The organism is Aquimixticola soesokkakensis (genome assembly GCF_900172375.1).
Classification (GTDB): Bacteria; Pseudomonadota; Alphaproteobacteria; order Rhodobacterales; family Rhodobacteraceae; genus Aquimixticola; species Aquimixticola soesokkakensis.
The window spans coordinates 364618-389176 of record NZ_FWFS01000001.1 but is presented as its reverse complement, the minus strand read 5'-3'; the positions used below and the strand labels follow the sequence as shown (position 1 = coordinate 389176).

Annotated in this window: 26 protein-coding genes and 1 riboswitch; of the genes, 15 read left to right on the top strand and 11 right to left on the bottom strand. The window is 63.3% G+C overall.

Translation table 11 applies throughout. The features are described 5' to 3' along the window. Window positions 1-82: 82 nt before the first annotated feature. Window positions 83-673, bottom strand: coding sequence for a 2-amino-4-hydroxy-6-hydroxymethyldihydropteridine diphosphokinase (gene folK / locus AQS8620_RS01870; RefSeq protein ID WP_085835110.1), 591 nt, complete (start codon window positions 671-673; stop codon window positions 83-85). 106 nt (window positions 674-779) lie between these two features. On the opposite strand from folK, the gene AQS8620_RS01865 reads away from it, so the two are divergent. Then, on the top strand, window positions 780-1340 hold the full coding sequence (locus AQS8620_RS01865; RefSeq protein ID WP_085835109.1) for a LabA-like NYN domain-containing protein: 561 nt from the start codon (window positions 780-782) through the stop codon (window positions 1338-1340). Between the two features lie 77 nt (window positions 1341-1417). On the opposite strand, the gene AQS8620_RS01860 is transcribed toward AQS8620_RS01865, so the two are convergent. The 4 genes from AQS8620_RS01860 to AQS8620_RS01845 all read right to left on the bottom strand — a co-directional run bounded on the left by AQS8620_RS01860 (window position 1418) and on the right by AQS8620_RS01845 (window position 4990). Next, complete coding sequence (locus tag AQS8620_RS01860; RefSeq protein ID WP_085835358.1) at window positions 1418-2596, bottom strand: lytic murein transglycosylase; 1179 nt, start codon at window positions 2594-2596, stop codon at window positions 1418-1420. 122 nt (window positions 2597-2718) lie between these two features. After that, on the bottom strand, window positions 2719-3648 hold the full coding sequence (cbiB, locus tag AQS8620_RS01855) for an adenosylcobinamide-phosphate synthase CbiB (RefSeq protein ID WP_085835108.1): 930 nt from the start codon (window positions 3646-3648) through the stop codon (window positions 2719-2721). Then, entirely contained in the window at window positions 3645-4598 is a 954-nt protein-coding gene (locus tag AQS8620_RS01850; RefSeq protein WP_085835107.1) for a threonine-phosphate decarboxylase, read from the bottom strand. The genes cbiB and AQS8620_RS01850 overlap by 4 nt, the downstream gene beginning before the upstream one ends. Then, a complete protein-coding gene (locus AQS8620_RS01845) occupies window positions 4595-4990 on the bottom strand; it encodes a DUF1636 family protein (RefSeq protein ID WP_085835106.1) in 396 nt (131 codons plus the stop codon). The genes AQS8620_RS01850 and AQS8620_RS01845 overlap by 4 nt, the downstream gene beginning before the upstream one ends. Window positions 4991-5296: 306 nt before the next feature. Here AQS8620_RS01845 and AQS8620_RS01840 point away from each other — a divergent pair, with 306 nt between their 5' ends. Then, on the top strand, window positions 5297-5659 hold the full coding sequence (locus AQS8620_RS01840) for a response regulator (protein WP_085835105.1): 363 nt from the start codon (window positions 5297-5299) through the stop codon (window positions 5657-5659). A 17-nt stretch (window positions 5660-5676) separates the two neighbouring features. Here AQS8620_RS01840 and AQS8620_RS01835 read toward each other — a convergent pair whose 3' ends face one another. Then, window positions 5677-6651 (bottom strand): glutathione S-transferase family protein, encoded by a 975-nt coding sequence (locus tag AQS8620_RS01835; protein WP_085835104.1) that lies wholly within the window; start codon window positions 6649-6651, stop codon window positions 5677-5679. Between the two features lie 384 nt (window positions 6652-7035). Here AQS8620_RS01835 and AQS8620_RS01830 point away from each other — a divergent pair, with 384 nt between their 5' ends. The 8 genes from AQS8620_RS01830 to AQS8620_RS01795 all read left to right on the top strand — a co-directional run bounded on the left by AQS8620_RS01830 (window position 7036) and on the right by AQS8620_RS01795 (window position 14389). Further along, on the top strand, window positions 7036-8256 hold the full coding sequence (locus AQS8620_RS01830) for a sirohydrochlorin chelatase (protein ID WP_085835357.1): 1221 nt from the start codon (window positions 7036-7038) through the stop codon (window positions 8254-8256). Window positions 8257-8330: 74 nt separating this feature from the next. Beyond that, window positions 8331-8978 (top strand): precorrin-8X methylmutase, encoded by a 648-nt coding sequence (locus tag AQS8620_RS01825; RefSeq protein ID WP_085835356.1) that lies wholly within the window; start codon window positions 8331-8333, stop codon window positions 8976-8978. Continuing rightward, a complete protein-coding gene (locus AQS8620_RS01820; RefSeq protein ID WP_085835103.1) occupies window positions 8975-9403 on the top strand; it encodes a CPCC family cysteine-rich protein in 429 nt (142 codons plus the stop codon). Before AQS8620_RS01825 ends, AQS8620_RS01820 begins: the two co-directional genes overlap by 4 nt. Continuing rightward, a complete protein-coding gene (cbiE, locus tag AQS8620_RS01815) occupies window positions 9403-10593 on the top strand; it encodes a precorrin-6y C5,15-methyltransferase (decarboxylating) subunit CbiE (protein WP_085835102.1) in 1191 nt (396 codons plus the stop codon). The genes AQS8620_RS01820 and cbiE overlap by 1 nt, the downstream gene beginning before the upstream one ends. Continuing rightward, complete coding sequence (gene cobI, locus AQS8620_RS01810) at window positions 10590-11291, top strand: precorrin-2 C(20)-methyltransferase (RefSeq protein ID WP_085835101.1); 702 nt, start codon at window positions 10590-10592, stop codon at window positions 11289-11291. Before cbiE ends, cobI begins: the two co-directional genes overlap by 4 nt. A gap of 2 nt (window positions 11292-11293) precedes the next feature. Beyond that, window positions 11294-13144 (top strand): precorrin-3B C(17)-methyltransferase, encoded by a 1851-nt coding sequence (gene cobJ / locus AQS8620_RS01805; protein ID WP_085835355.1) that lies wholly within the window; start codon window positions 11294-11296, stop codon window positions 13142-13144. Continuing rightward, a complete protein-coding gene (cobM, locus tag AQS8620_RS01800) occupies window positions 13141-13905 on the top strand; it encodes a precorrin-4 C(11)-methyltransferase (protein ID WP_085835354.1) in 765 nt (254 codons plus the stop codon). Before cobJ ends, cobM begins: the two co-directional genes overlap by 4 nt. A gap of 118 nt (window positions 13906-14023) precedes the next feature. Continuing rightward, a complete protein-coding gene (locus tag AQS8620_RS01795) occupies window positions 14024-14389 on the top strand; it encodes a hypothetical protein (RefSeq protein WP_085835100.1) in 366 nt (121 codons plus the stop codon). Window positions 14390-14392: 3 nt separating this feature from the next. Here AQS8620_RS01795 and AQS8620_RS01790 read toward each other — a convergent pair whose 3' ends face one another. Next, complete coding sequence (locus tag AQS8620_RS01790) at window positions 14393-15583, bottom strand: MalY/PatB family protein (RefSeq protein ID WP_085835099.1); 1191 nt, start codon at window positions 15581-15583, stop codon at window positions 14393-14395. Window positions 15584-15706: 123 nt separating this feature from the next. Here AQS8620_RS01790 and def (AQS8620_RS01785) point away from each other — a divergent pair, with 123 nt between their 5' ends. The 4 genes from def (AQS8620_RS01785) to AQS8620_RS16990 are packed head-to-tail and all read left to right on the top strand — an operon-like array spanning window position 15707 to window position 17795. Continuing rightward, entirely contained in the window at window positions 15707-16228 is a 522-nt protein-coding gene (def, locus tag AQS8620_RS01785; protein WP_085835098.1) for a peptide deformylase, read from the top strand. Further along, entirely contained in the window at window positions 16225-16722 is a 498-nt protein-coding gene (def, locus tag AQS8620_RS01780) for a peptide deformylase (protein WP_085835097.1), read from the top strand. The genes def (AQS8620_RS01785) and def (AQS8620_RS01780) overlap by 4 nt, the downstream gene beginning before the upstream one ends. Before the next feature lie 25 nt (window positions 16723-16747). Beyond that, a complete protein-coding gene (fmt, locus tag AQS8620_RS01775; RefSeq protein ID WP_085835096.1) occupies window positions 16748-17644 on the top strand; it encodes a methionyl-tRNA formyltransferase in 897 nt (298 codons plus the stop codon). A gap of 1 nt (window position 17645) precedes the next feature. Further along, window positions 17646-17795 (top strand): hypothetical protein, encoded by a 150-nt coding sequence (locus AQS8620_RS16990; RefSeq protein ID WP_159453182.1) that lies wholly within the window; start codon window positions 17646-17648, stop codon window positions 17793-17795. A gap of 23 nt (window positions 17796-17818) precedes the next feature. Here the strand turns inward: AQS8620_RS16990 and AQS8620_RS01770 are convergent, their stop codons facing one another. The 4 genes from AQS8620_RS01770 to smc form a co-directional block, all read right to left on the bottom strand. Further along, a complete protein-coding gene (locus tag AQS8620_RS01770; protein ID WP_085835095.1) occupies window positions 17819-18439 on the bottom strand; it encodes a trimeric intracellular cation channel family protein in 621 nt (206 codons plus the stop codon). Next, window positions 18436-18897 (bottom strand): ribonuclease HI, encoded by a 462-nt coding sequence (rnhA, locus tag AQS8620_RS01765; RefSeq protein ID WP_085835094.1) that lies wholly within the window; start codon window positions 18895-18897, stop codon window positions 18436-18438. The genes AQS8620_RS01770 and rnhA overlap by 4 nt, the downstream gene beginning before the upstream one ends. Continuing rightward, window positions 18897-19847, bottom strand: coding sequence for a 4-hydroxy-3-methylbut-2-enyl diphosphate reductase (gene ispH / locus AQS8620_RS01760; RefSeq protein WP_085835093.1), 951 nt, complete (start codon window positions 19845-19847; stop codon window positions 18897-18899). Before ispH ends, rnhA begins: the two co-directional genes overlap by 1 nt. Window positions 19848-19937: 90 nt before the next feature. Further along, a complete protein-coding gene (gene smc, locus AQS8620_RS01755; protein ID WP_085835092.1) occupies window positions 19938-23393 on the bottom strand; it encodes a chromosome segregation protein SMC in 3456 nt (1151 codons plus the stop codon). 189 nt (window positions 23394-23582) lie between these two features. Continuing rightward, a riboswitch (cobalamin riboswitch) is annotated at window positions 23583-23806 on the top strand. A gap of 33 nt (window positions 23807-23839) precedes the next feature. Between smc and AQS8620_RS01750 the strand changes: the two genes are divergently transcribed. Beyond that, the gene (locus AQS8620_RS01750) at window positions 23840-24508 is read left to right on the top strand and encodes an energy-coupling factor ABC transporter permease (protein ID WP_085835091.1); all 669 of its coding nucleotides are present in this window, start codon (window positions 23840-23842) and stop codon (window positions 24506-24508) included. Window positions 24509-24559 lie beyond the last annotated feature (51 nt).

The following is a 24559-nucleotide window of genomic DNA, read 5'->3' as shown; positions in this document are numbered from 1 at the left end:
GCTTTAGTGCTGAACTGCCTGTTTAGGCGCACAGAACACAATTGACAACCTCAGATCGAAGCGATCCGCGGTTGTGTCACCATCATTTGAGGCGATTTATGCCCGATTTTGCAGCCTGCGGCAAGGCCTCACACATCTGCGCCACGGTTTGCCCCAAAACCGGATGCCGCCAGTCGGGCGCGATATCGGCCCAGGGAATCAGCACGAAGCCGCGGTCCTGAATCCGCGGGTGCGGCAGGACAAGCTGTTGCGGTGCGTGGCTTTGTTGCGCCTCAACGCTTAAATTTCGCCAGTGCGCATGGGTTTGCGGGTCGGGCAGAACCTGATCCTCCACCGCAAGCAGATCAATATCGAGGCACCGTTCCCCCCAGCGCCGCTCCCGCTTGCGCCCGAAAGCCGCTTCGACCCTGTGCAAGAGCGCAAGCAGATCGTGGGGCGACAAGCTGCTGTGCGCTTGGGCCACCAGATTCGCGAAATCCGGCCCTGCGCCGGAAGGAAAAGCTGGCGTTGTGTAAAAAGGGCTTACGCTGACAATCGTGCAGCCCAAGCGCGTCAGTTCTTCAAGCGCTGCTCGCAATGTTGCCGTCGGCCCGCCCACAGATGAGCGAATATTCGCCCCCAGAGCCAAAAACGCCCTTTGCGGGATTGTCGGGGCGCTATCTTCTTGAAGCATCTGAAAGTTCCTATATTTTCAAACCTGTTCCGGGTCGAAATTATTTCTTTTATACACACGCCAGTCTGCGCAAGCGCAGAACAGTTTTTCGGAAGGACAATTTTTAATGTTTTATCGAGACGAACGGCTCGCGCTGTTCATCGACGGATCCAACCTCTATGCAGCGGCCAAAGCACTTGGTTTTGACATAGATTACAAGCTCCTGCGCGCCGAGTTCATGCGTCGGGGGAAATTGTTGCGCGCGTTCTACTACACGGCTCTCCTTGAGAACGATGATTATTCACCCATTCGCCCCCTCGTCGACTGGTTGAATTACAACGGCTTCACAATGGTGACCAAACCCGCCAAGGAATTTACCGACAGCCAAGGGCGCCGCAAGATCAAAGGCAATATGGACATCGAACTGGCCGTGGACGCGATGGAACTTGCGCCGCGCATCGACCATATCGTGCTCTTTTCCGGAGATGGCGATTTCCGCCCGCTGGTTGAAAGCCTGCAGCGCCAGGGTGTGCGTGTCTCGGTTGTCTCGACCATTCGCAGCCAACCGCCCATGATTGCCGACGAATTGCGTCGTCAGGCCGATAATTTTATCGAGCTGGACGAGTTGCGCGACGTTGTGGGCCGCCCGCCGCGCGAACCGCGCGAGGATCAGGGCGCGAGCGACTAGACGCAGCCCCGCGTCACCAAAAGGCCCGCGCGGTTCAGGTTTCACTCGCCTGATCCTCGCGGGCCTTTTGTCGTTTTCTAAAGCGCCGAAAGCAGTGCGCTGGTTGGCCAGGCGTCGGCAGGAAGGCCCAGACGCGCCTGCTCGGCTTGCACCGCCTCGCGGGTTTTCTCCCCCAAAATGCCATCCACGCCGCCGACATCATGGCCACGCGCCTGAAGTTTTTGCTGCAAAGCAACCATCTGTTGCGGCCCCAGACCCGCATCAGGAGTCCCCGCATCATAAACCGGCGCGCCGCTGAGGCGGGTGGCAAAATAAGCTGCCGTGGTCACATAGACAAAGCTTTGGTTCCATTCGAAATAGACCCGAAAATTCGGATAGGCGAGAAAGGCGGGCCCATGCCGCCCCATGGGCAGCAATACGCTTGCCGGCAAGCCGCCATTGCCCAAAGACCCGCCGCGCGCCTGAACGCCGGCGGCCTGCCATTGCGACACGGACATCTGGTGGTTGAGGCCGGTTTTGGTCCAATCCAGATTTTGCGGAACGGTGATTTCCTGCAACCACGGCTCGCCCGCGCGCCAGCCCAGAGACGACAGCACCTTGGCACCCGACATCAGCGCATCCGGCGCAGAGGTCTTGAGCGTGACATGGCCATCGCCGTCGCCGTCAACGCCGTTCACCAGAATATCCTCGGGCAGCATCTGGACCATGCCGATTTCCCCCGCCCAGGCGCCCTGCGTGGTGTCGGGGTCGAAATCCCCCCGCTCGAACAGGCTGATTGCGGCAAAAACCTGCGGCTGGAACAGTTCGGGGCGGCGGCAATCATGCGCCAAAGTCACCAGCGCGTTGCGCGTGTTGAACGTGCCCTGCACCTGCCCGTAGTCGGTTTCCAGCGCCCAGAAGGCCAAAAGCACACCGCGCGAAATACCATATGTCGCCTCGATCCGATCAAACACCGCACCAAAGCGTTGGGCATTTGCGGCGCCGTTCTGCATGCGGTTTTGCGAAATCACCGAGCGCGAGAAATCCACGAAATTCTTTTGAAACACGCCCTGCGCACGATCGGCCTTGATCACGGCGGGATCCTGCCGCGCGCTGGCAAAAAACGCATCCACCGTGGCGGGCGCATGGCCGCGCGAGATCGCTTCGCCTTTCATATTGTTGATGAAAGTGTCGAAATTACCGCCGCAATTTGCCGCATTGGCCAGTTGCGCGGATGCAAGCAAAGCAAGCGGGGCTAGAAATGATGACAGTCGCATGGGGCCTCCGTGTTGGGGTTGTGGCGACGTTATCCTGTCGCGCCCGATGCGCAAGGCCCCGCCCTGCGCGCGCAAAGGCACAAGCGCATCCCCGCCGATCCGCCCAAAGGCTTACCAAAGGGTCAAACGGCCCAAGCCCCCACAAGGCCGCACAGGCCAAGCGCACAGGTCACAGCGACCGTCACAGCCCAGGCTTGCCACAGCCGACGGCAGGCCGCGTCGATATCCTGCGCGCCCGCCTCGCGGCGGCCCGCCGCATTCACCCAGCGGTAGTCCTGCACCGTGCCATGATAGGAGCGCGGCCCCGAAACGGCGATGCAGAGGCTGCGCGCCAAGGCCGCTTCGGGCCAGCCGGCATTCGGAGAGCGATGCATCCCCGCGTCCTGACGGATCTCTGACAGCACCGCCCGACGCAGAGGAAAGGGCGCAAGCAAAACCATCGTCACACGCGCCGGGATCAGGTTGAGCACATCATCCAGACGCGCCGCCGCCCAGCCGAAATCGGCATGTCGTTCGGTGCGATAGCCAATCATGCTGTCCGCCGTATTCACCACCTTGTAGATCAAAATGCCGGGCAATCCGGCGATCAAAAACCAGAATGCGGGCGCGATGACGCCATCGGAAAAATTCTCGGCCCCCGATTCAATCGCCGCCCGCGCCACCCCCGCCCGATCAAGATCCGCCGTATCGCGCCCGACGATCATCGCCACGGACTGGCGCCCCTGCGCCAGAGACACATCAAGGCCGCGGGCAACGGCGCGAAGATGCTCGACAAGCGACTTTTGCGCCAAAAGAATGGCGCCCAGCCCGATCTCGACCAGCGGGATGCGCGCCAAAACCCCGCCGATAACGCCCGCCGCTACCACAAGCACCACGACCAACGCCACGCCTTTGACCCTGCGCCGCGCGCCGGTGTTGAACCGTTGGTCGGCGGCCGCAATCATGCGCCCCATCACCACCGCCGGATGCGGCAGCCGGTCCCAGAGCCATTTCGGCTCGCCCAGCGCCGCGTCCAGCAGCAACGCAAGGCACACCGTAAACGCCATGCTCACAGCGCCGCCTCAAGCTGCGCCCAGCGCTGCGGCGCAGGCAATCCAAGGCGGATCCACCGCTGCGAATAGGGAAAAATCCGGCTCCAGACGCGCCCCTGCGCCAGACGCGCCTGCCACGCACGCGCATCCTCGACCTCATAGAGGCGGAACAGATCGCATCCCCCCAGGGGCAGGGCCCGTTTAGCCACCATCATCCGATCCAGCCGCGCGGCATCCTGTCCCAGGCGTGCTCGCGTGTCTTGCGCCCAGCCCTGATCCGACAAAGCCCGCGCGCCGATGTCCAGGGCAGGGCCTGCCACCGGCCAAGGCCCGATCAGATCCGCCAAACGGTCGATCACCTTTGGCGCGCCGATGGCAAACCCAAGCCGCAGCCCCGCCAAGCCCCAGAATTTACCGAAACTTTTCAAAATGACCGTGTCCTCACGAGCGGCGCGCGCGATATGACTCTGCGCGGGTGCAATGTCACAAAAGCTTTCGTCGATGATGACATGTGCACCGCTAAGCGCGCGCGCGGGCCAAAGCCGCCCGTCGGGGTTGTTGGGGTGCACCACAACCTGCACCGGCGCCTGCCCCGTGCCGACCTGCCCCGTGCCGACCTGCCAGCCCTGCGCGCGAAAAGCCGCTGCGTGTTCGTTATAGGTCGGCGTCTCGATGTCCACGCGGTCCGGCGCGCCAAACACGCCGGGCAGCCGCGCGATCAGGCTGGAAGCACCGGGGGCAGCCAGCACCGCTGCCTGCGCCGGAACGTTCCAAAAGCTGCGTGCAGCCTGCACCAGATGATCGCGCGCCGCGGCATCGGGCAGGGCCGTCCAGGCATCTGCGGCGAAAGCGTGGATGGGATAGGGCACGGGGTTTATCCCCGTCGACAGATCGAGCCAGTCACCGCGCTCGCCGCCAAAGCGCGCGCAGGCCGCATCAATGCCGCCACCATGGTCGCGGTGCCCGCTCATGCTGTTGCGTTCTCCTCGCCCTCAGCCTGCGGCACAGGCAAATGACGCGACACGAAATGCCCCTTTACGCCCTGCGGCCAGGTCCGAAACGGCACCTGGCCGGTTTCAGAGGCGAGGTGCAACCGCGCATATTGCGCAATCGCCGCGCCGTCCTCGGGCGTACCGTCGAATTTGCCCAGCGAATAGCCGATCTTGCCTGCCCCCTGAATGATCACATTGCAGGCCCGCTCGCAGCCCATCGTACAGGCAACGCGGCGCGTGCGGATGGCGCTGTCCTGCGCAACGCTGGCCTCGATCGCCTCCGCCAGCAGCTCGCCGTCGCTTTGCGTCATGCCACGTTCGGCCCAGTCGTCGCGTTTGCAGGTCTCGCAAATCGTGATCCAAGTTGTCATCGCGCAGGGTCCTTTTGACCAGAGGACAGCCCAACTGCCCGTGATTGCTCAAGACGAGCAGGAATGACCGACACAAACCGCAAATTTCAGGACTGTGCAACTGTGCCAAGGCCGCAACCGCGCGCCGCTCACGGTTTCACGGTTTCACGGTAACATCACGATGGCTTTACGGTGGACTTAATGGTTAACGCTTGCGTTAGGGAAATGTTTAGAATTGTCTTTCCCTAAGCGCCCCTGCTCCGCTATCAGCCTGAAGCAATGAAGCGGCGATGCCCTGTCCCCCGCCAGAAAGAGGCCTTAGAACCCTTGGATGTCCTGATTGTCGAAAGCAATGCCGATCTCGGGATGCTCTGGAGTCGTCACCTCGAACGCCTGTCGATGACGACAACGCTGGTGGCAAGCCAAAGCGAGGCCATCGCCAAGCTGCAAACCCACACCTTTCGGATGATCGTGCTCGACCTCGACCTTGAGGAAGGCGCCGCCATCGCCATCGCGGATTTCGCCAATTACCGCCACCCCGACACCAAAGTTGTCTTTGTCACCAACACGTCGTTCTTTTCGGATGGCTCGATTTTCCAACACATGGCCAATGCCTGTGCGTTTTTGCCAGCGCAGGTCGCCCCAAAGGACCTTGCCGCCATCGTACACTACCACGGCAACAAGGTTTAACCTTTCCCATAATTGCGTCAGCCGCGCCCGTGGGGTTCATTCCAGTCGATAATCGGGTTGATCGGAATGATGCGGTTGGGGTTAATCGTATCGTGACTGTAGTGATAGTGGCGCACGAAATGATCCGCGCGCACAGTCTGCGCAACCCCCTCGATCTGGTACAGTTCGCGCGTGTAGGCCCAAAGATTGGGGTAGTCGATGATCCGCTTGCGGTTGCATTTGAAGTGCTGGTGATAGACCAGATCAAAGCGAAACAGCGTGGTCACCAGACGCCAATCGGCCTCGGTCAGGCGGTCTCCCATCAAATAGCGGTTCTGGGACAGCCGCTCTTCCAGCCACTCAAGGCTGTCAAAAAGCGGATGCACCGCCGTGTCATAGGCCTCCTGCGTCGTGGCAAAACCGGCTTTGTAGACACCGTTATTCACCGTGTCATAGATGCGCGCATTGACCTCTTCGATCTCGCCGCGCAGCTCTTGGGGCCAATAATCCTCCGTATTGCCGGTGATCCCGTCAAAGGCCGAATTGAACATGCGGATGATCTCGGACGATTCGTTGGAGACGATGGTGGCGCGCTGCTTGTCCCACAGGATCGGAACCGTCACGCGGCCGGAAATTGTCGGATCGGCCTTGAGGTAAATATCGCGCGCATAGGGCAGACCGAACAGGGTGTCGCCGGTTGCCCCGTCGAAATCGGTGCGAAATTCCCAGCCCTCCTTGAGCATGTCAGGATGGACCACGGAAATGTCGATATGGTCGTTCAACCCCTTGATCGCGCGAAAGATCAAGGTGCGATGCGCCCAAGGGCAGGCATAGGACACATACAGGTGATAGCGCCCGCTTTCGGCCTTGAAACCGGCCTCACCGCTCGGACCGGCACTGCCGTCCGCCGTCACCCAGTTGCGAAACCCTGCGGTGGAGCGTTTGAACGCGCCGCCGCTGCTCTTGGTGTCATACCATGCGTCGCTCCAGACGCCCTCGACCAATTGGCCCATGTGCTCTCTCCAAATTTGCTACCCCAGACCTAGTCCACCCCTGCCTGTGCGCCAATCCGTAGCGGGGCGCAGCCCCTGCGCGGTCGCGCACAGATCCACCCCGCGCGCCCGTCGCACCCCCGTCCCGCCCTGCGACCAAAGGCCCGATGCCGCCGCGCGCGCGCACCGCCTTTGCCGTTGCTTCACCGCTGCCGCCCGCCTATACCCAACCGCGACGACGCCCTCAGGGGCCGGAAAGGTTGGCAGAGAAGGGATCGACCCAGACAGGGGATCGCGACACTGCATCGTCATTGCAAATCACCCGTGGCAGCCTTGCCGCGCGTTGCTTTGGCCTTTCCTCTCATGCACAGCGTCCTTGCGGCGCGCCACGGAAAGGGACCGGATATGAGCACTTCGACATCTGTGAAAACGGGCGTGATGATCTGCGGCCACGGCTCGCGCAGTCAGGCTGCGGTTGACGAATTTGCCCTGCTTGCACAAAAAGTCCCCGCCCATCTGCCCGCCGACTGGGTGGTCGACTACGGTTACCTCGAATTCGCCAACCCCGTGATCCGCGACGGGTTGGACCGCTTGCGCGAGGCCGGCTGCGCGCGGATTCTGGCGGTGCCCGGAATGCTGTTTGCGGCCATGCACTCCAAAAACGACATTCCCACCGTCCTCAACACCTACGCCGCCAAACACGGCATCGACATTTCCTATGGCCGCGAATTGGGCGTGGATCCGAAAATGATCGCAGCCGCAGCGGCACGCATCCGCGAAGCCGTGGCGGCGGCCAATGCCGAACACGGCGCGCTGCCGCTGCATGACACCGCGCTGGTGGTCATCGGACGCGGCGCCTCCGACCCCGATGCCAATGCCAATGTCGCCAAAATCGCCCGGATGCTCTGGGAAGGAATCGGGTTCGGCTGGTGCGAAATCGGCTATTCCGGCGTGACCTTTCCGCTGGTTGAACCCTGCCTGCAACACACCGCGAAACTCGGCTACAAGCGGGTCATCGTCTTTCCCTACTTCCTGTTCACCGGCATTCTGATCGACCGCATCTACGGCTTTACCGATCAGGTCGCCGCCGACCACCCCGATATCCAATTCGTCAAAGCAGGCTACCTGCGTGACCACCCGTCGGTGATCGAAACCTTTGCCGAACGCATCACCGAACAAGCGGGCGACGCACAGATCCCGAACTGCGGCATCTGCGCCTATCGCGAACAGGTGCTGGCCCTCGAGGACGGCGAACACCGCCACATCCAACCCAAAGACCGCCAACACCCCGCCTTTTCCGCCCTGCCGCCGCCAACCTGCGTGCTGTGCAAATACCGCACACAGGTGCTGGGCTTTGAGGCCGAAGTCGGCGCCATTCAGGAAAGCCACCACCACCACGTCGAAGGACAGGGCGCCTGCGCACCCGGATCAAATGTGGCCGATTGCACCCTGTGCGACACTTTCTGCACCGGCATGTGCCGCCTTGAGCCCCAGCACGCGCATAGCCACGACCACGACCACGCGCATGATCATGGCCACAACCATGGACACGACCATGTTCATGCCCAATACCCCCACGCCAAACACCCGCTCGGTCCTGAAAGCGCGCGCAAAAGCACCTCCTGACCCCGCTTTTTTTGTCAAAAAATATCCCCGCCGGAGGCTCCCCCAAAAGCCGCAAGAGCAAAGGCCCGCCAAACGTGAGACCCTACGAAAAAGACCCCAAAGCCATCTACGCCCAAAGCTTTGCCACTGTGCGCAAAGAAGCGCGGCTGGACCGCTTCGGCGCGGGGATGCAAAGCCTCGCGATCCGTCTGATCCACGCCTGTGGCATGGTCGAAGTGGCCGATCGTCTGGCCTTTTCGCCCGAGGCCTATGCGCGCGGCCATGCGGCATTGCTGGCGGGAAAGCCCGTCCTTTGCGACTGCGAAATGGTTGGCGCGGGCATCATCCGCCGCTACCTGCCGCGCAACAACGAGGTCATCGTGACGCTCAATGACGACACAGTGCCCGCGCGCGCGACCGCCATCGCCAACACGCGCTCGGCCGCAGCAGTCGAGCTTTGGGCCGACCACCTTGAGGGCGCGGTGGTCGCCATCGGCAATGCCCCCACCGCCCTGTTCCACCTTCTGGAGTTGATCGACCAAGGCGCGCCGAAGCCCGCGTTGATCCTCGGATTTCCAGTGGGCTTTGTCGGGGCTGCGGAATCCAAAGCCGAACTGGCCGCGAACCCGCGCGGCTGCGATTTCATCGCCCTCAAAGGGCGGCGGGGCGGGTCTGCTATCGCTTCTGCCGCTGTAAATGCCCTTGCCGCGGGACTGCCCGAAATCGCGGGGGGGCGGCAATGAGCGACAAAAAACCCAATATTTCCGATATGTTCGTCACCCTGATTGCGAAAATGGAAGCCCGCGACCTATCCGGCGCCAAGGACATCGACGGCTGGTTCCTCTGCCCCTGCTGCCAGCAACCCACCCTCACCGAGCGCGAGGAATACGAAACCTGCCCGCTTTGCCTGTGGATCGACGATGGTCAGGATGACGGCGATGCGGACGATCTGCTGCCCATGAGCGAGAACGAACAAACCCTGACGCAGGCGCGGGCGAATTTCGCAGATCACGGGGATCGTTTTACCGCCGACGCCTCGCGTGACGCCGTTGTCCAAACCCCCGCCCGCAAGGCCGCCCTTCGCTATCTCGAGGAGGTGCGCGCGGGGAAACCCTTCGACATCGAAGCCTTCCATACGCGCCTCGCAAAGCTCGAGGAGCACCCCTGATGTCCGAGGTCTGGCTGAACATCGTCGGTCTGGGTGCGGACGGAATCGCGGGGCTGTCCCCGGCCGCGGCATCGCTGGTGCGCAGCGCTCAGGTGCTGGTCGGCGGCGCGCGGCATCTGGCGCTCGTCGACAGCCCTGCGAGCAAACTGCCCTGGCCCTCGCCGTTTTCTCATCTGATCGACCAGATTTCCGCCCATCGCGGCAAACGCGTCGTGGTGCTGGTCTCGGGCGATCCGATGTGGTTTTCGGCGGGCGCGACCCTCGCCGCGCAGTTCGGGCGCGAGGCCTGCGTGCATCCCCATCCGTCGGCCTTCCAACTGGCCGCCGCGCGCATGGGCTGGGCCTTGCAGCACTGCGAGACGCTCTCGGCCCACGGGCGCGCCAGCGAAGCCGTGCTCGCGCATGTGACCCAGGGCGCCAAGTTGCTTGTGCTGACGTCGGATGGCGAGACGCCCGACCGCATCGCGGCCTTGTTGCGCGACACGGGGTTCGGCGCGTCACGACTTACCGTTTTGGGCAATCTGGGCGCGACCGAAACCCGCCAAACTGCCACAGCCCGCGAAGGATTTGGCGATTCACCCGCGCTCAACACGCTCGCCATTGACTGCCGCGCAGACGAAGACACCGCCCTGCTGCCGCGCACAGGGCTGCCCGATGCGGCCTATGCCTCCGATGGCACGATGACCAAACAGGAAATCCGCGCCGTCACGCTGGCAAAATTGGTGCCCGTCCCGCGCGGATTGCTTTGGGATGTCGGCGCGGGTGCGGGATCGGTGGCGATTGAATGGATGCGCGCCGCATCGGGCGCGCGCGCTATCGCCATCGAGCCGCGCGCGGATCGCCGTGCCTTTTGCGCCCGCAACGCCATGACCCTTGGCACGCCCACCCTCGACATTCGCGGCGAAACTGCGCCCGATGCGCTGGACGGGCTGCCCGCACCGGATGCGGTCTTTGTCGGGGGGGGATTGACGCTCGACACGTTCGCCATCGCCCATGCCAGCCTGCGCCCGATGGGCCGCTTTGTTGCCAACACCGTGACGCTCGAGGGCGAAGCCACCCTGCTGACGCTGCACCAGAAATACGGCGGCACTCTCAGTCGCCTGTCCGTCGAGCGCGCCGAACCCATCGGTCGCCTCACCGGCTGGCGCGCCAGCCGTACCGTGACCCAATGGAGCCTGACCAAACGATGAGCGGCACGCTTTACGGCGTCGGACTTGGTCCCGGCGACCCCGACCTCATAACCCTGAAAGCCGCACGGCTGATCCAGGCGGCGCGCGTTGTGGCCTATCCGACGCTTGCGGGCGGCACATCATTCGCGCGCAGCATTGCCGCCGGTCTGATCGCGCCCCAGGCACGCGAAATCGTCATGGATGTGCCGATGACACCCGAGCGCGCGCCTGCCCAGACCGCCTATGATCTGGGTGCCACCGCGATCCGCGCCGCTTTGGATGCGGGAGAGGATGTGGTTGTGCTCTGTGAGGGCGATCCGTTTTTCTACGGCTCTTTCATGTATCTTTTCGCACGGCTCAAAGCCGACTATCGCGTTGAAATCATTCCCGGCGTCAGCTCGATTACCGCTTGCGCCGCTGCCGCGGCCTTGCCGCTGGTGGCCCGCAACGAAGTGCTCACCGTGATTCCCGGCCCTCTGCCGGACAGCGAACTGCGCGCGCGGATCAGCGGCTCGGACTCGGTTGCGATCATGAAAGTCGGTCGTCACCTGCCCAAAATCCGCGCCGTGATCGACGCGCTCGGCCTCACGGCGCAGGCCCATTACATCGCGCGGGCAACCAACGCGGGCGAGGTCGTTTTGCCGCTCGCAAAGGCCCCCGACACCGCCCCTTATTTTTCCATGATCCTCATCGTCAAAGGAGCCGATCCATGGCTGTAGACCTGTCCGTGACCCCTGTCGTGCTCTGCCTTAACCGCTCGGGCGAGCCTGTTGCCGCGCGCATTGCCGATGCCTTGGGCGCGCAGCTGCATGGCCGCGCAGGGCGCACCGATGCGCCGGTGCAATTTGCCAATGCGTTGGCGCATGCGCGGGACCTGTTTGCGGCGGGCGTCCCGATCATCGGGGTCTGCGCCTCTGGCATCCTGATCCGCGCCGTGGCCCCGCTTTTGGCCGACAAACGTCACGAGCCGCCCGTCCTGTCGGTCTCGGACGATGGCGAGGTCGTCATTCCCCTGCTTGGCGGACATCGCGGCGCGAACCGTCTGGCCCGTGACATTGCCGCAGTGCTGGGGGCCAAAGCGGCTGTCACCACTGCCGGTGATCTGGCCATCGGCGCGGCGCTGGACGTACCGCCTTCGGGCTATCGCCTTGCCAACCCCGAGGACGCGAAAGAGGCGATGGCCGCGCTTTTGGCCGGCGCGGGCGTGCGCATCAGCGGCGAAAATATCTTTGGGCTTGAGGATACGGGCGGAGAGGTCGAGCTGGTCGTCACCACCGAACCCGTCCAAGGCAGCGCCACACGGCTGGTCTATCACCCGCAGGTTTTCGCGCTGGGCGCGGGCTGTGCGCGCAACGCCGATCCGGTTGAACTGGCCGCCAATCTCGACGCCGTTCTGGCCACCCACAAAATCGCGCGCGGCGCGATTGCCAGCCTCAACACCCTTGATCTCAAGGGCGACGAGCCTGCGATGAACCAATTGGCAAAAGCACTCGATGTGCCGCTGCGCCTCTTTACCGCCGCCCAATTGGAAACACAGGCCGCCAGACTTGCGAGCCCCTCCGAGGTGGTCTTTGCCGAAGTCGGCTGTCACGGCGTGGCCGAAGGCGCGGCTTTGGCCGCAGGCGGCGCTCTGGCGGTGGAAAAGGTCAAAACGGGGGCGACGACCGTGGCGCTGACCCGCGCTGATGCACCCTTGACGCAGCTCAAAGGCCGCGCGCGCGGCCGCTTGTCGGTTGTCGGCATCGGACCCGGTCAGGCCAGCTGGCGCACCCCCGAAGTATCGCAACTTGTCGCCCAAGCCGATGAACTGGTGGGCTACGGGTTGTATATTGACCTGCTTGGCCCCCTCGCCGCGGGCAAAATCCGCTCCGACTTTCCCCTAGGTGGCGAAGAAGACCGCTGCCGCTATGCGCTGGAGGAGGCCGCCAAGGGCAAAAATGTCGCTCTGGTCTGCTCGGGCGATGCGGGGATTTACGCCATGGGCGCGCTGGTCTTTGAACTGCTGGATCGCGGCCCCGATGAGCATGGCGTATCGGACGCGGCCCATCGCATCGAGGTGATCTGCTCCCCCGGCGTGTCGGCCCTGCAAGGGGCTGCGGCGCGCGCAGGTGCGCCTCTGGGGCATGATTTCTGCGCGATTTCCCTGTCGGATCTGCTGACGCCGCGCGAGGACATTGTGCGCCGTCTCAAAGCCGCCGCCGAGGGGGATTTCGTCATCGCCTTTTACAATCCGGTGTCGAAAACCCGCCGCACGCTGCTGGCCGAGGCCCGCGATATCCTGCTTGAGCACCGCCCCAAAGACACGCCGGTGATGCTGGCGACCAATTTGGGCCGTGCGACGGAAAACGTCCGCTATCGCCGCCTCGAAGATCTGCAGGTAGACGAGGTGGATATGCTGACGGTGGTGCTGGTGGGGTCGTCCAATTCGCGCATCGCGCGTCTGGGCGAAGGCCCGCGCATGTTCACGCCGCGCGGCTATGCCCGTCGCATTGATGGTGATCTGGTCGACAAGGACCGTTTCGACTGGTGGTCGCCCACAAGCGCCCCCGTTACAAAGGAGAAGGCGCAATGACCGTCTATTTCATCGGCGCTGGCCCCGGCGATCCCGAATTGTTGACCCTCAAAGCGCAGCGCCTGATTGCGGCCTGCCCCGTGTGTCTCTTTGCGGGGTCACTGGTGCCCGAGCAGGTCGTGGCCGGTGCCCCCGAAGGCGCGATTGTCATGGACACCGCGCCGATGAACCTTGACGAAACCCATGCCCAGATCAAAGCAGCACATGAGCGTGGTCAAGATGTCGCGCGCGTTCATTCCGGCGATCCCTCGCTTTACGGCGCAATCGCAGAACAGATCCGCCGCCTGCGCGCGGATGGTATCGATTACGAAATCATTCCCGGTGTCCCCGCCTATGCCGCTGCTGCTGCGGCGTTGGGGCAAGAGCTGACCATCCCCGAAGTGGCCCAGTCGATCGTTCTGACCCGCGTGTCGATGAAGTCCACCTCGATGCCTGCGGGCGAGACGCTGGAAAACTTTGCGCGCACGGGGGCGACTCTGGCCATTCACCTCGGGGTGCGCAACCTGCGCGAAATCGAGCGACAGCTTGCCCCATCCTATGGTGCCGAGTGCCCCGTCGTCGTCGCCTATCGCGTCGGCTGGCCCGATCAGATGCTGATCCGGGGAACGCTTTCGGACATCCGCGAAAAGGTCCGCGCGCATAAAATCACCCGCACCGCGCTGATTCTTGTCGGGCCAGCTTTGGGCGAAGTCAGCGATTTCAAAGACAGCGCCCTTTATGATCCGGCCATGCCGCATGTGCTGCGTCCAAAGGCGAGGTGATCGTACAGACGGCCAAGCGCAACACCTGACGCTTTTCTTGACGCAATCCGACCAAGGTTAACTTGACCTTAAGGGGAAAGGCGTCATCCTATTGGGGCACCCAGACCGGAGCCCGACCATGACCGACGATCTGACCACAGACTTTTTGCCACAGAATATCGTGGAGGGGCTCGCGCAGGCCCGCAAGACAGCACATAAAAAGCGGTCGCGCCTGCGGGTGAAGGTTGGTGGCGAAACCTATCCGGTGCTCAAGCTGTCAGGCAACGGTTTCGCGCTGGACCGCAAGGATGCACCGCATCTGCGCGGGCTTGTGGATCTCTACGACGGAGGGCGGCATCTGTTTCGCGCGCTTATCATCGCGGCGACCGAGGACGGCGATGAAATGTCCTTTGATTTCAAGCGCGGGACCTCGCATCACGACGCCCCGCCGCTTGATTTTGTGCGCGACGAAAACGCCCCCTTGGCGCTCCTGCCGCGCGCCTAGTCTCTACTGCAGGTCGCCAAAGGCCGCTTGAAGCCGCGCGACAGCCGCTTCCACAAGGCTGCGCGGCGTCGCAAGGTTAAACCGCATAAAGCTCTCGCCGCCCTTGCCAAACGTCGCCCCGTGGTTGGCCGCGATGCCGGCGTCCTCCTGAATACGTTTCGCGACCTCGCCAGAGGTCATGCCCGTCGCCGCAAAATCGACCCAAGCCAGATAGGTCGCCTCCAGAGGCATCACTTTGACGCCGGGAATACGCGCAAGACCCTCCTCGAAAATACGTTTGTTTTCAGCTAAATAGGCCATCAGCTCATCGACCCATTGCGCGCCTTCAGGACTATAGGCGGCCTCGGCCATGAACAGACCAAAGCTGTTGGGCGAAAGTCCAAGCGCGGCCATGCGCTGCGCAAAACGCTGGCGCAGCGTCGGGTCCGCGATGATCACATTACCCGAATGTGTGCCCGCAATGTTGAAGGTTTTCGTGGTCGCCGTCATCATGACCAGCCGATCCGCGATGCCCTCGATCAGCGCCATCGGCGTGTGATGCGCGCCCGCGAACACCAGATCATGATGGATCTCGTCGCTGACCAGAAACAAATCGTGGCGCTTGGCAAAGGCCGCGACCTCTTCCAACTCGTCGCGGCGCCAGACCCGCCCGCCGGGATTGTGCGGCGAGCAGAGGATCAGCATGGTTTGCGACCCGTCCATCTGCGCGTCCCAAGCCGCAATATCCAGTTCGTAGCGACCGTTTTTCAACGCAAGCTCGCATTCCACCACCTGCCGCCCGGCCGCTTTGATTACCCGCGAAAACGCGTGATAGACCGGGGTCATCAACACCACCCCGTCGCCCTCCTTGGTAAAGGCATCGACACAAATCGCCGTGCCGTTCACCAGCCCGTGGGTGGTAAAGATATCGCCGCGCGCGACCTCCCAGCCGTGGCGGTTTTTCATCCACCAGCGGATGGCGTCAAGATAGGCGGTCTCGTCGCCAAAATAGCCGTAAACGCCGTGGGCCGCCATGTTTTCAACGGCTTGCTGCACACAGGCAGGCGGGCGGAAATCCATATCCGCGACCCACATCGCGATGCCTTCCTCGGGAGAGACGCCATAGATCGCCTCCATCATATCCCATTTTGCCGAATGGGTTCCCCTGCGTGGGATGACATCATCAAAGGGCGATGTGGGCTGGTTGCTCGGCATGACTTCTCTCCGGTTTTGCTGCGCAAAGCTACGCCGCTGGCCCGCAGGCGCAACCCCCAAGCCGCATCGCGAAGCGGCGTTTGTCCCGTTGCGAAAACGCCCCCCATCGCCTAAATGAGGGGAATGACATTGCGACCGATCCTGATCCATCCCGACCCGCGCTTGAAAAAGCTGTGCAAACCGATTGCGGAGTTTGACCGCGATCTGGGCAAGCTTGCCGATGACATGCTCGAAACCATGTATGACGCGCCGGGAATCGGCCTTGCCGCTCCACAAATCGGCATCACCTCGCGCATCATCGTGATGGATGCGAACAAAGACCCCGACGCGGCCCCCGCCCCGATGGTTCTGGTGAACCCGCAAGTGACTTGGTCCTCGGACGAAACCAATGTCTACGAGGAGGGCTGTCTGTCGATCCCCGAACAATACGCCGAAGTGACCCGCCCCAAAATGGTGCGCGTCCACTGGCAGGATGTGACGGGCAAGGAGCATGAGGAAGAGTTCGACGCGCTTTGGGCCACGTGTGTGCAGCACGAAATCGACCACCTCAACGGGACACTGTTTATAGACTATCTCAAGCCGTTGAAAAAACAGATGATCACCCGCAAAATGGTCAAACTGAAACGTGAAATGGCACGCGGATGAGCCTGCGCAAATGTATCCCTTGGCCCGACCGCGTGCTGCGCACCCCCGCCAAAGAGGTCAGCGCCATCACCCCCGAGGTGGAAGCGGTTTGGCAGGACATGATCGACACGATGGAGGCCATGCCCGGCTACGGGATGGGCGCGCCGCAAATCGGTGTCAGCCTGCGTCTGGCGGTTGTCGATTGCTCGACCGAGCGCGGACAGGTCGTGCGCATGGCCAATCCCGAGGTGCTCCATGCCTCGGTGAAGCTGCGCGAACACGAAGAAGCGTCTCCTAATTTGGTCGGCGTCTCGGCCAAGATTGAGCGCCCCCGCGCTGTCACGGTCCGGTTCCTGAACGCCGCGGGCGAGATCGAGGAGCGCGATTTTGTCGGGCTTTGGGCGACCTCGGTGCAGCACCAGATCGACCATTTGAACGGCAAAATGTATTTCGATCACCTCAAACCCGTAAAGCGGCAGATGTTGATCAAGAAGGCGCAAAAGCGCATCAACTGAGGCGCAGCCAAGCAGGAGAGCGGCAATGAGACTCATTTTCATGGGCACGCCGGATTTTTCCGTGCCGGTCCTCGACGCTTTGGTTGCGGCGGGCCACGAGGTCGCCTGCGTTTACTGCCAGCCCCCACGCCCTGCAGGGCGCGGCAAGAAAGAACGTCCCACGCCGGTCCATGCCCGCGCGCAGGCGCTTGGTTTGCCGGTGCGCCATCCCGTCTCGCTGAAATCCGACGCCGCGCAGGCCGAATTTGCCGCGCTGAACGCCGATGTGGCGGTGGTCGTCGCCTATGGGCTGATCCTGCCGCAGGCGGTTCTGGACGCGCCCGCCAAGGGCTGTTTGAACATTCACGCCTCGCTTTTGCCGCGCTGGCGCGGGGCCGCGCCGATCCACCGCGCGATCCTTGCCGGTGACGCCGAGACCGGCGTTTGCATCATGCAGATGGACGCGGGACTGGACACAGGGCCGGTGCTGCTGCGCCGCGAAACCCCCATCGACCCGCTGGAAACCACCGCCGACCTGCACGACCGGTTGTCGGATCTGGGCGCGCGGGCCATTGTCGATGCGCTGGCTACGCTCGACACGCTGCGCCCCGCCCCCCAGCCGGAGGCAGGGGTGACCTACGCCAAGAAAATCGACAAGGCAGAAGCGAAAATTGACTGGTCCCGGCCCGCCGCGGTAGTGGATCGCCAGATTCGGGGTCTATCGCCCTTTCCCGGCGCCTGGACCGAGGTGGCGGGCGAGCGGATCAAGCTGATGCGCTCGAAACTGGCGCAAGGTGACGCGCCTGCGGGCACCGTTTTGTCGGGCTTTACCATCGCGTGTGGCGACGGCGCGGTTGACGTGTTGAGCGCCCAACGCGAAGGCAAGCGGGCGATGGACGCAAGCGACATCCTGCGCGGGCTGACCCTGCCGGAGCGGCTGTAGCATGTTTGGCTTGGCAGGTCTCGCCGCCCTGCCGCGCGCCGTCATGCGCGCCTTTATCGGCCTGTGCATCTGGCTGATGTTTCGCCCCGGCGGCTGGGCCGTGGTCTGCGTGCTCGTGCTGGTGGCCGTCAAGCTGGTGCCGCGAAGTTAGGACTCGTTCGCGACACCGCGCCGCTACAAGCGCGGCGGGCGGCTTTTGTAGGTCGGCAAAGACCAGCCAAAGCGGATGGACCCCGCACGCAAGGCAAAGGTTAACGCCGTGCAGGCCGCGAGGGTCAGCAGGGGGGAAAGCCCCGAGCGCGTCGCAAGAAGCGTGGCACAGGCACCTGCGAAGGCGGCAGAGGCATAGAGTTCGCCCTGTTTGAGCACAAGCGGCACTTCGTTGCAGACCACATCGCGCATCAGCCCGCCCATGACACCGGTCACAATCCCCAAAAGGACAACGATCACAGCAGGTTGCTCTTCCAGAATGGCGACACCTGTGCCCGCAGACACCGCGACCGATAGCGCCAAAGCATCCAGCCATTCAAGCGTTTTCAGCCGCGATTCCAACAGATGCGCGGTGAAGAAAACGACCAAAGCCACGCTAACCGCGATCAAGATGATCGTCGGATTGGCCATCCAGAAGATGCTGCGGTCGAGCAAGAGATCGCGGATGGTGCCGCCGCCGACCGCCGTCAGACAGGCAACAAAGGCAAAGCCGACGATGTCGAGCTGCGCCCGCGAGGCGGCAAGACTGCCCGCTGCCGCAAAAACCAGCACGGAGGCATAATCAAGCCCGCCCAGCAGCGTCATGCGGTCTTCTTTTTGAACGGGGCCATGCCTGCGCGCGCCAATTCGTCGGCGCGCTCGTTTTCGGGATGGCCGGCGTGACCTTTGACCCATTTCCACGTCACATTGTGACGCGCGGCGGCTTCATCCAGGCGCTGCCAGAGGTCAACATTCTTGACCGGCTTTTTGTTCGAGGTCTTCCAACCATTCCGTTTCCAGCCGTGAATCCAGCCAGTTACCCCGTTTTTCACATAGGCGCTATCGGTCACCACGGTGATCTTTGAGGCTTTGCCCAGCGCCTCGAGCGCAGAAATAGAGGCGAGCAATTCCATGCGGTTGTTCGTCGTGTCGGCCTCGCCGCCCTTGAGTTCGCGCTCTTTGAGCACGGTCTCGCCGTCGCGCGCAATCAGCAGCGCCCCCCATCCACCGGGGCCGGGGTTGCCCGAACATGCCCCGTCGGTATAAGCGAAAAAATCCGGCATCAGGCGGGCTCCCTCAAGACGCGTGGCACTTTGAATTCGACATTTTCCTGCGCGGTTTCGACCAGTTCAACACGCACGTTGAAACGCTCGCGAAAGGCATCGAGCACCTCGTTCACCAACACTTCGGGGGCCGACGCGCCTGCCGTGATCCCCACGGTTTTGATCCCCTCGATCGCGCGCCAGTCGATGTTTTGCGCGCGCTGCACCAGTTGCGAATAGGCGCAGCCGTTCGCGGTCCCGACCTCGACCAGGCGTTTGGAGTTCGACGAATTGGGCGCACCGATCACCAGGAGCGCGTCGATCTTGCCCGCGATGGCTTTGACCGCGTGCTGTCGGTTGGTGGTCGCGTAACAGATGTCTTCTTTATGGGGACCGATGATCGCGGGGAACCGCGCGCGCAAGGCAGCGACGATTTCAGCGGTGTCATCAATCGACAACGTTGTTTGCGTGATGAAAGCCAAGCGCTTTTCATCCCTGACATCAAGATGCGCTACATCTTCAGGCGTTTCGACCAGCAGGACCTCCCCCTCGGGAAGCTGCCCCATCGTGCCGACCGTTTCGGGGTGCCCCGCGTGGCCGATCATCACCATTTGCAACCCCTCTGCGTGGTGGCGCTCGGCTTCGATATGCACTTTGGACACCAGCGGGCAGGTCGCATCGACATAGACCATCTCGCGCGCGGCGGCGGCTTGCGGCACGGATTTCGGCACGCCATGGGCGGAGAAAATAACCGGACGATCCGGCGGGCAGTCGTCGAGCTCCTCGACAAACACCGCGCCTTTGTCGCGCAGACTGTCGACCACATATTTGTTGTGCACGATCTCGTGGCGCACAAAGACCGGCGCACCCCATTTTTCAATCGCCAGTTCGACGATCTTGATCGCACGGTCCACACCGGCGCAAAATCCGCGCGGCGCGGCCAGATAGAGGGTCAAGGCGGGTTTGGTCATGAGCAGTCTCCTTGCAGGCAGAGGTAAGGATTGTGGCCGCGCGCGTCCAGCCCCAAGCGGCCCCGTGCCACCCCCCGGACCCGGCCTGCCTCACGCCACCATCGCTTCGGCCCGTTTCAAATCCACCGACACAAGCTGGCTTACGCCCTGTTCCTGCATTGTCACACCGAACAGACGATCCATCCGCGCCATGGTGACCGCGTGGTGGGTGATGACCAGAAACCGCGTGTCGGTCTGTTTGGTCATTTCGTCCAGCATGTCACAAAACCGCGTCACATTGGCATCGTCAAGCGGTGCGTCCACCTCGTCGAGCACACAGATCGGCGCGGGATTGGCAAGGAACACCGCAAAAATCAGGGCCAGCGCGGTCAGCGTCTGTTCGCCCCCCGACAACAACGAAAGGGTCGAGAGTTTTTTGCCCGGCGGTTGGCACAGGATTTCGAGACCCGCGTCGAGGGGATCGTCGGATTCCACCAACGCCAGCTTGGCCTCCCCGCCGTTAAACAGATGGGTGAACAACATCGCAAAATTGGTGTTCACCTGTTCAAAAGCCGTCAGCAACCGCTCGCGCCCTTCACGGTTCAAAGAGGCAATGCCCGCGCGCAGCGTCTTGATCGCCTCTTCCAGATCCAGCTTTTCGGTTTTGAGCGTGTCATGCTCGCTCTGGACCTCGCGGGCGTCATCTTCGGCGCGCAGGTTCACCGCCCCGAGGCTGTCGCGCAGCCGCTTGAGGCGGTTCACCTCGGTCTCGATCGCCTCGCTATCGCTGAAGGCATCCGGATCGCCGGTCAGGCTGTCGACCAGCGCCTTTGGACTGAGGTCCAGATCTTCGCGAATCCGGTCCACTGCGGCTTGCACCGTGTCGCGCGCGGCGCTGGCGCGGGCCTCGGCGGCGGCACGGGTTTCACGGGCTTCGCCCGCCAGACGCTCGGCCTCGCGCTCAAGCTGGGCAGACTCGCGCAAGGCGGTTTCGGCCAGCGCCAGCTTGTCGGCCGCTGCCGCGCGCCGCGCTTGGGCGGCGTCGATCCGCTCTTGCAGATCGGCGCGCTTGTCCTCGATGTCTTCGGGCAGGGCCCGCGCCTCTTCCAACTGCTCGACGGAGACCTCCTTGCGTTCGGCCAGTTCGCCAATCCGCGTCGTTGCGGTGTCCAGACGATGGCGCCAACCGCTCAGTTCCTTGGTCACCTCTTGCGAGCGGCGGGTGCGCGCATCGCCTTCGCGCCGGATTTCGTCAAAGGCGGAACGGCGGGTCATCATCGTAATCCGCGCGGCTTCCACCGTCATCTTGACCTGATCCACTTCGCTGCGCGCGCCCTCGAGATCGGGCAGGGCCGCGCGCGTCGCTTCGGCCTCGCGCAGCCGCTGCTCTGCCGCCTGTGCGTCTGCGCTATGGCGTGTCACCGACAATCCGAGGGTTTCAACCCGCCCTGCGGCCATCGCGCGTTCGGCCTCAACGCGCGACAGGGTCCGCGCGGCCTCGGACAAGGCGCGATCCGCGTCGCGGCGTGCTTCGCGCGCCTGGCGATCTGCCTCGGTTGCATCCGCCAGCGCGGATTTCAGGTGTTCGTGGGCCTGGATCGTGCCCTGTGCCTGGGCCTCGGCGCGGGCCAGTTCCTGCTTTAAATCTTCCAACCGGTTGAGTTGCTGCAAGCGCAAGGCGGCGGCGGAGGGCGCATCGGCAGCAGAGGCGCGCAGCCCGTCCCAACGCCAGAAATCCCCTGAAACAGAGACCAGACACTGTCCCGCCGTCAGGCTGTCTTGCAAGTCGGCCCCCGCGGCGGCATCCACGATCCCGACCTGACTCAAGCGGCGCGACAGGGCGGCAGGCCCGCTCACCACCTCGCTGAGCGCGCGGGCCTGTGCGGGCAAGGGCGCGCTGGCGTCAAAGGGGGTCAGTTGCGCCCAACCCGAGGCGGTTGTGTCACTGGTCAGCGGCTGGCGCAAATCGTCCGACAGGGCCGCGCCCAACGCCTGCTCAAAGCCCGCGACGACGCGGATCAGGTCGAGCATCGCCGTACCTTCACCGCGATCCCGTTCGAGCAATTTTGCCAGCGCGCCGACCTCGGCCCGCAACGCCCCCACTTCACCCTCGGACTGCGAGCGCGCCGCGCGGGCCTCCTGCTCGCGGGCCTGAAATTGGGCCCGCGCGTCTTCGGCGCTTGCCAAGCGATCCTCGGCCTCTTGCGCGGCATCACGCGCGGCATCTTGCTGGTCTTCGGCCTCGGCCTGTTTGTCGGCGGCCTGAGCCAGGGTCGCGCGCGCCGCATCCACCGCATCGCGCGCCGCGCTGGCCTCGGCTTGCGAGGTCTCCCAGCCGCGGCGGTTTTCATCGCACAGACGGCTCGCGGATTGGTGGCGCGCGGCAAGCCGCGCCACATCTTCGGTCAGTTCCGACAACAGCGCCTCGCGTTCGCTCAACACATCCGAGGCCTCCGAGGCCACATCCTGCGCCGCTTCCAACTTGCCCGCGTGGCCTTCTGCGGCTTTGCCCAATTCTATCTTTTCCCAATCGAGCCGCGCGATCGTGTCGTTGGCATCGCGGTTGAGCACCTCCTCGCGTTCGATGTCGCGCGTCAATTGATCGACGCGCCCCGTGAGCGTTGCGATCAGGTCGCGCGCGCGTGCTTCCTCTTCTCCCAAAGCGTCGCGCTGCACGACAAGCCGCTGCAAAACCGCCGTCGCAATCGCTTCTTCCTCGCGCAGAGGCGGCAACATCTCCTCTTGTGCGCTGCGCCGTGCCCCTGCGTCGCGGGCAATTTTTTCCGCCTCGCCCGCCTGGCGCACGCGCTGGCGCAATGCCTCATCGGCCTGCGCGCGGTGATCGTCGGCCTCGCGCCACTTGCGATACAGCAACAGGCCCTCGGCTTGGCGCAATTCGGTGCCGATTTCGCGATACCGCGCCGCCTGGCGGGCCTGACGGGCCAGTGACGCGAGCTGCCCTGCAAGCTGTTCGATCACATCGTCGACCCGCGCCAGATTGGTCTCGGCGCCTTTCAGTTTTAACTCGGCCTCGTGGCGGCGCTGGTACAGACCGGAAATCCCGGCGGCTTCCTCCAGAATGCGGCGACGGTTTTTGGGTTTGGCGTTGATCAACTCGCTGATCTGGCCTTGGCGCACCAGCGCGGGACTATGCGCGCCGGTCGATGCATCAGCAAACAGCATCGACACATCGCGCGCGCGCACATCCTTGGTGTTGACCTTATAGGCCGATCCCGCGTCGCGGGTGATCCGGCGGATGATTTCCAGCGCATCCGCCTCGTTAAAGCCAGAGGGCGCAAGCCGTTCGGAATTGTCGATGACAAGCGCCACTTCGGCAAAGTTGCGCGCAGGGCGCGAGGCCGCACCGGCGAAGATCACATCCTCCATGCCCCCGCCGCGCATCGCGGAGGGGCGCGTTTCGCCCATCACCCAGCGCAGCGCTTCAAGAAGGTTGGATTTGCCGCAGCCGTTGGGGCCGACAACCCCCGTCAGCCCGTCACCGATCACCAGATCGGTCGGGTCTACGAAGCTTTTGAAGCCATTGAGACGGAGTTTTGTAAAGCGCACGGGTTTGCCTCATGTCGATTCTTATTGGGCGCCAATTGTCCAGTTTGGGCAGGGTGCTGTCAACGCACCCTCGACACCAGACAAGGCGGCGCGCCCGAAACCGCCCCCTTTGCCCCTGCAATTGCGAAGCTTGGCCTTTGGTCGCGCCCCGCTGCGCGGTTCTGACCTTGACGCACAGGGGGGCTGCGGTCCAAATGGGGAGGCTATGGTTCCCCCGCACTGATGCCAAGCTTCAGGGGGAGAAATGGGAATGCGGTGAGGGTGACCCAATTCGGGGCCTGATGCCGCAGCCGCCCCCGCGACTGTAAGCGGAGAGTGCTTTGTCGGTTTGCCACTGGGGCCAGATGCCCCGGGAAGGTGACAAGGTGCCCTGACCCGCGAGCCAGGAGACCAGCCGTGGCAAGACATCAACCAACCGTCGGGGATGACGGTCTAGGAGAAGAAATATGCATATCGAACCCGGTCTTGTGACAGGCGCCAAACTTGCGCTTTCCGTGGTAACCGCTGCCGGTGCAGCAGGCTTGACGGTGAAATCCGCCCTGCCCGACCTGCGCGCGCGTGGCGTTGCCTCCTTTGGGGCGCGCGCTGTCGTTGCCATGCTCGGCACGCTGGTCGCCTTTCAAATGTTGCCGCATCCGCCCGTTGGCGTGTCGGAGGTCCACTTCATCTTTGGCTCGACCCTGTTCTTGCTGTTCGGCGCGGCGCCTGCTGCGCTGGGTCTGGCGCTGGGTTTGCTTGCCCAGGGTCTGTTCTTTGCGCCCTTCGATCTGCCGCAATACGGCATGAACGTCACCACGCTGTTGATCCCGCTGTTTGGCCTCAAGATGGTTGCGGACCGCATCATTCCCGCGGGCACCGCCTATGTCGATGTCACCTACATGCAGGTTGCGAAACTCTCCGCTGTGTACCAGGGCGGCATCGTCGCCTGGGTGGCCTTCTGGGCATTTTACGCCGACGGGTTTGCCGCCACATCCGGTGTTGCCACCTTCGGCGTCGCCTACATGATGGTTGTTCTGATCGAGCCTCTGGTGGATCTGGCCGTGCTCGCTGGCGCAAAATCCCTCAAAGGCCTCAAAGACAGCGGCCTCGTGGCCACACGTCTGCTGAACGCCTAAGCACCACCGGCTGGCTAAATTCGACGCCAAGGCCCGCAAGCCTTGGCGTTT

Coding starts and splice junctions, on each gene's coding strand:
- AQS8620_RS01820 (WP_085835103.1), top strand. CDS start 8,975: ATGAGCGACAAAAAACCCAATATTTCCGATATGTTCGTCACCCTGATT.
- AQS8620_RS01790 (WP_085835099.1), bottom strand. CDS start 15,583: ATGCCGAGCAACCAGCCCACATCGCCCTTTGATGATGTCATCCCACGC.
- def (WP_085835098.1), top strand. CDS start 15,707: ATGACATTGCGACCGATCCTGATCCATCCCGACCCGCGCTTGAAAAAG.
- AQS8620_RS01795 (WP_085835100.1), top strand. CDS start 14,024: ATGACCGACGATCTGACCACAGACTTTTTGCCACAGAATATCGTGGAG.
- AQS8620_RS01865 (WP_085835109.1), top strand. CDS start 780: ATGTTTTATCGAGACGAACGGCTCGCGCTGTTCATCGACGGATCCAAC.
- AQS8620_RS01830 (WP_085835357.1), top strand. CDS start 7,036: ATGAGCACTTCGACATCTGTGAAAACGGGCGTGATGATCTGCGGCCAC.
- rnhA (WP_085835094.1), bottom strand. CDS start 18,897: ATGCCGGATTTTTTCGCTTATACCGACGGGGCATGTTCGGGCAACCCC.
- cobM (WP_085835354.1), top strand. CDS start 13,141: ATGACCGTCTATTTCATCGGCGCTGGCCCCGGCGATCCCGAATTGTTG.
- cobI (WP_085835101.1), top strand. CDS start 10,590: ATGAGCGGCACGCTTTACGGCGTCGGACTTGGTCCCGGCGACCCCGAC.
- AQS8620_RS01770 (WP_085835095.1), bottom strand. CDS start 18,439: ATGACGCTGCTGGGCGGGCTTGATTATGCCTCCGTGCTGGTTTTTGCG.
- AQS8620_RS01835 (WP_085835104.1), bottom strand. CDS start 6,651: ATGGGCCAATTGGTCGAGGGCGTCTGGAGCGACGCATGGTATGACACC.
- folK (WP_085835110.1), bottom strand. CDS start 673: ATGCTTCAAGAAGATAGCGCCCCGACAATCCCGCAAAGGGCGTTTTTG.
- AQS8620_RS01845 (WP_085835106.1), bottom strand. CDS start 4,990: ATGACAACTTGGATCACGATTTGCGAGACCTGCAAACGCGACGACTGG.
- def (WP_085835097.1), top strand. CDS start 16,225: ATGAGCCTGCGCAAATGTATCCCTTGGCCCGACCGCGTGCTGCGCACC.
- AQS8620_RS01850 (WP_085835107.1), bottom strand. CDS start 4,598: ATGAGCGGGCACCGCGACCATGGTGGCGGCATTGATGCGGCCTGCGCG.
- cbiE (WP_085835102.1), top strand. CDS start 9,403: ATGTCCGAGGTCTGGCTGAACATCGTCGGTCTGGGTGCGGACGGAATC.
- AQS8620_RS01750 (WP_085835091.1), top strand. CDS start 23,840: ATGCATATCGAACCCGGTCTTGTGACAGGCGCCAAACTTGCGCTTTCC.
- ispH (WP_085835093.1), bottom strand. CDS start 19,847: ATGACCAAACCCGCCTTGACCCTCTATCTGGCCGCGCCGCGCGGATTT.
- AQS8620_RS01860 (WP_085835358.1), bottom strand. CDS start 2,596: ATGCGACTGTCATCATTTCTAGCCCCGCTTGCTTTGCTTGCATCCGCG.
- fmt (WP_085835096.1), top strand. CDS start 16,748: ATGAGACTCATTTTCATGGGCACGCCGGATTTTTCCGTGCCGGTCCTC.
- AQS8620_RS16990 (WP_159453182.1), top strand. CDS start 17,646: ATGTTTGGCTTGGCAGGTCTCGCCGCCCTGCCGCGCGCCGTCATGCGC.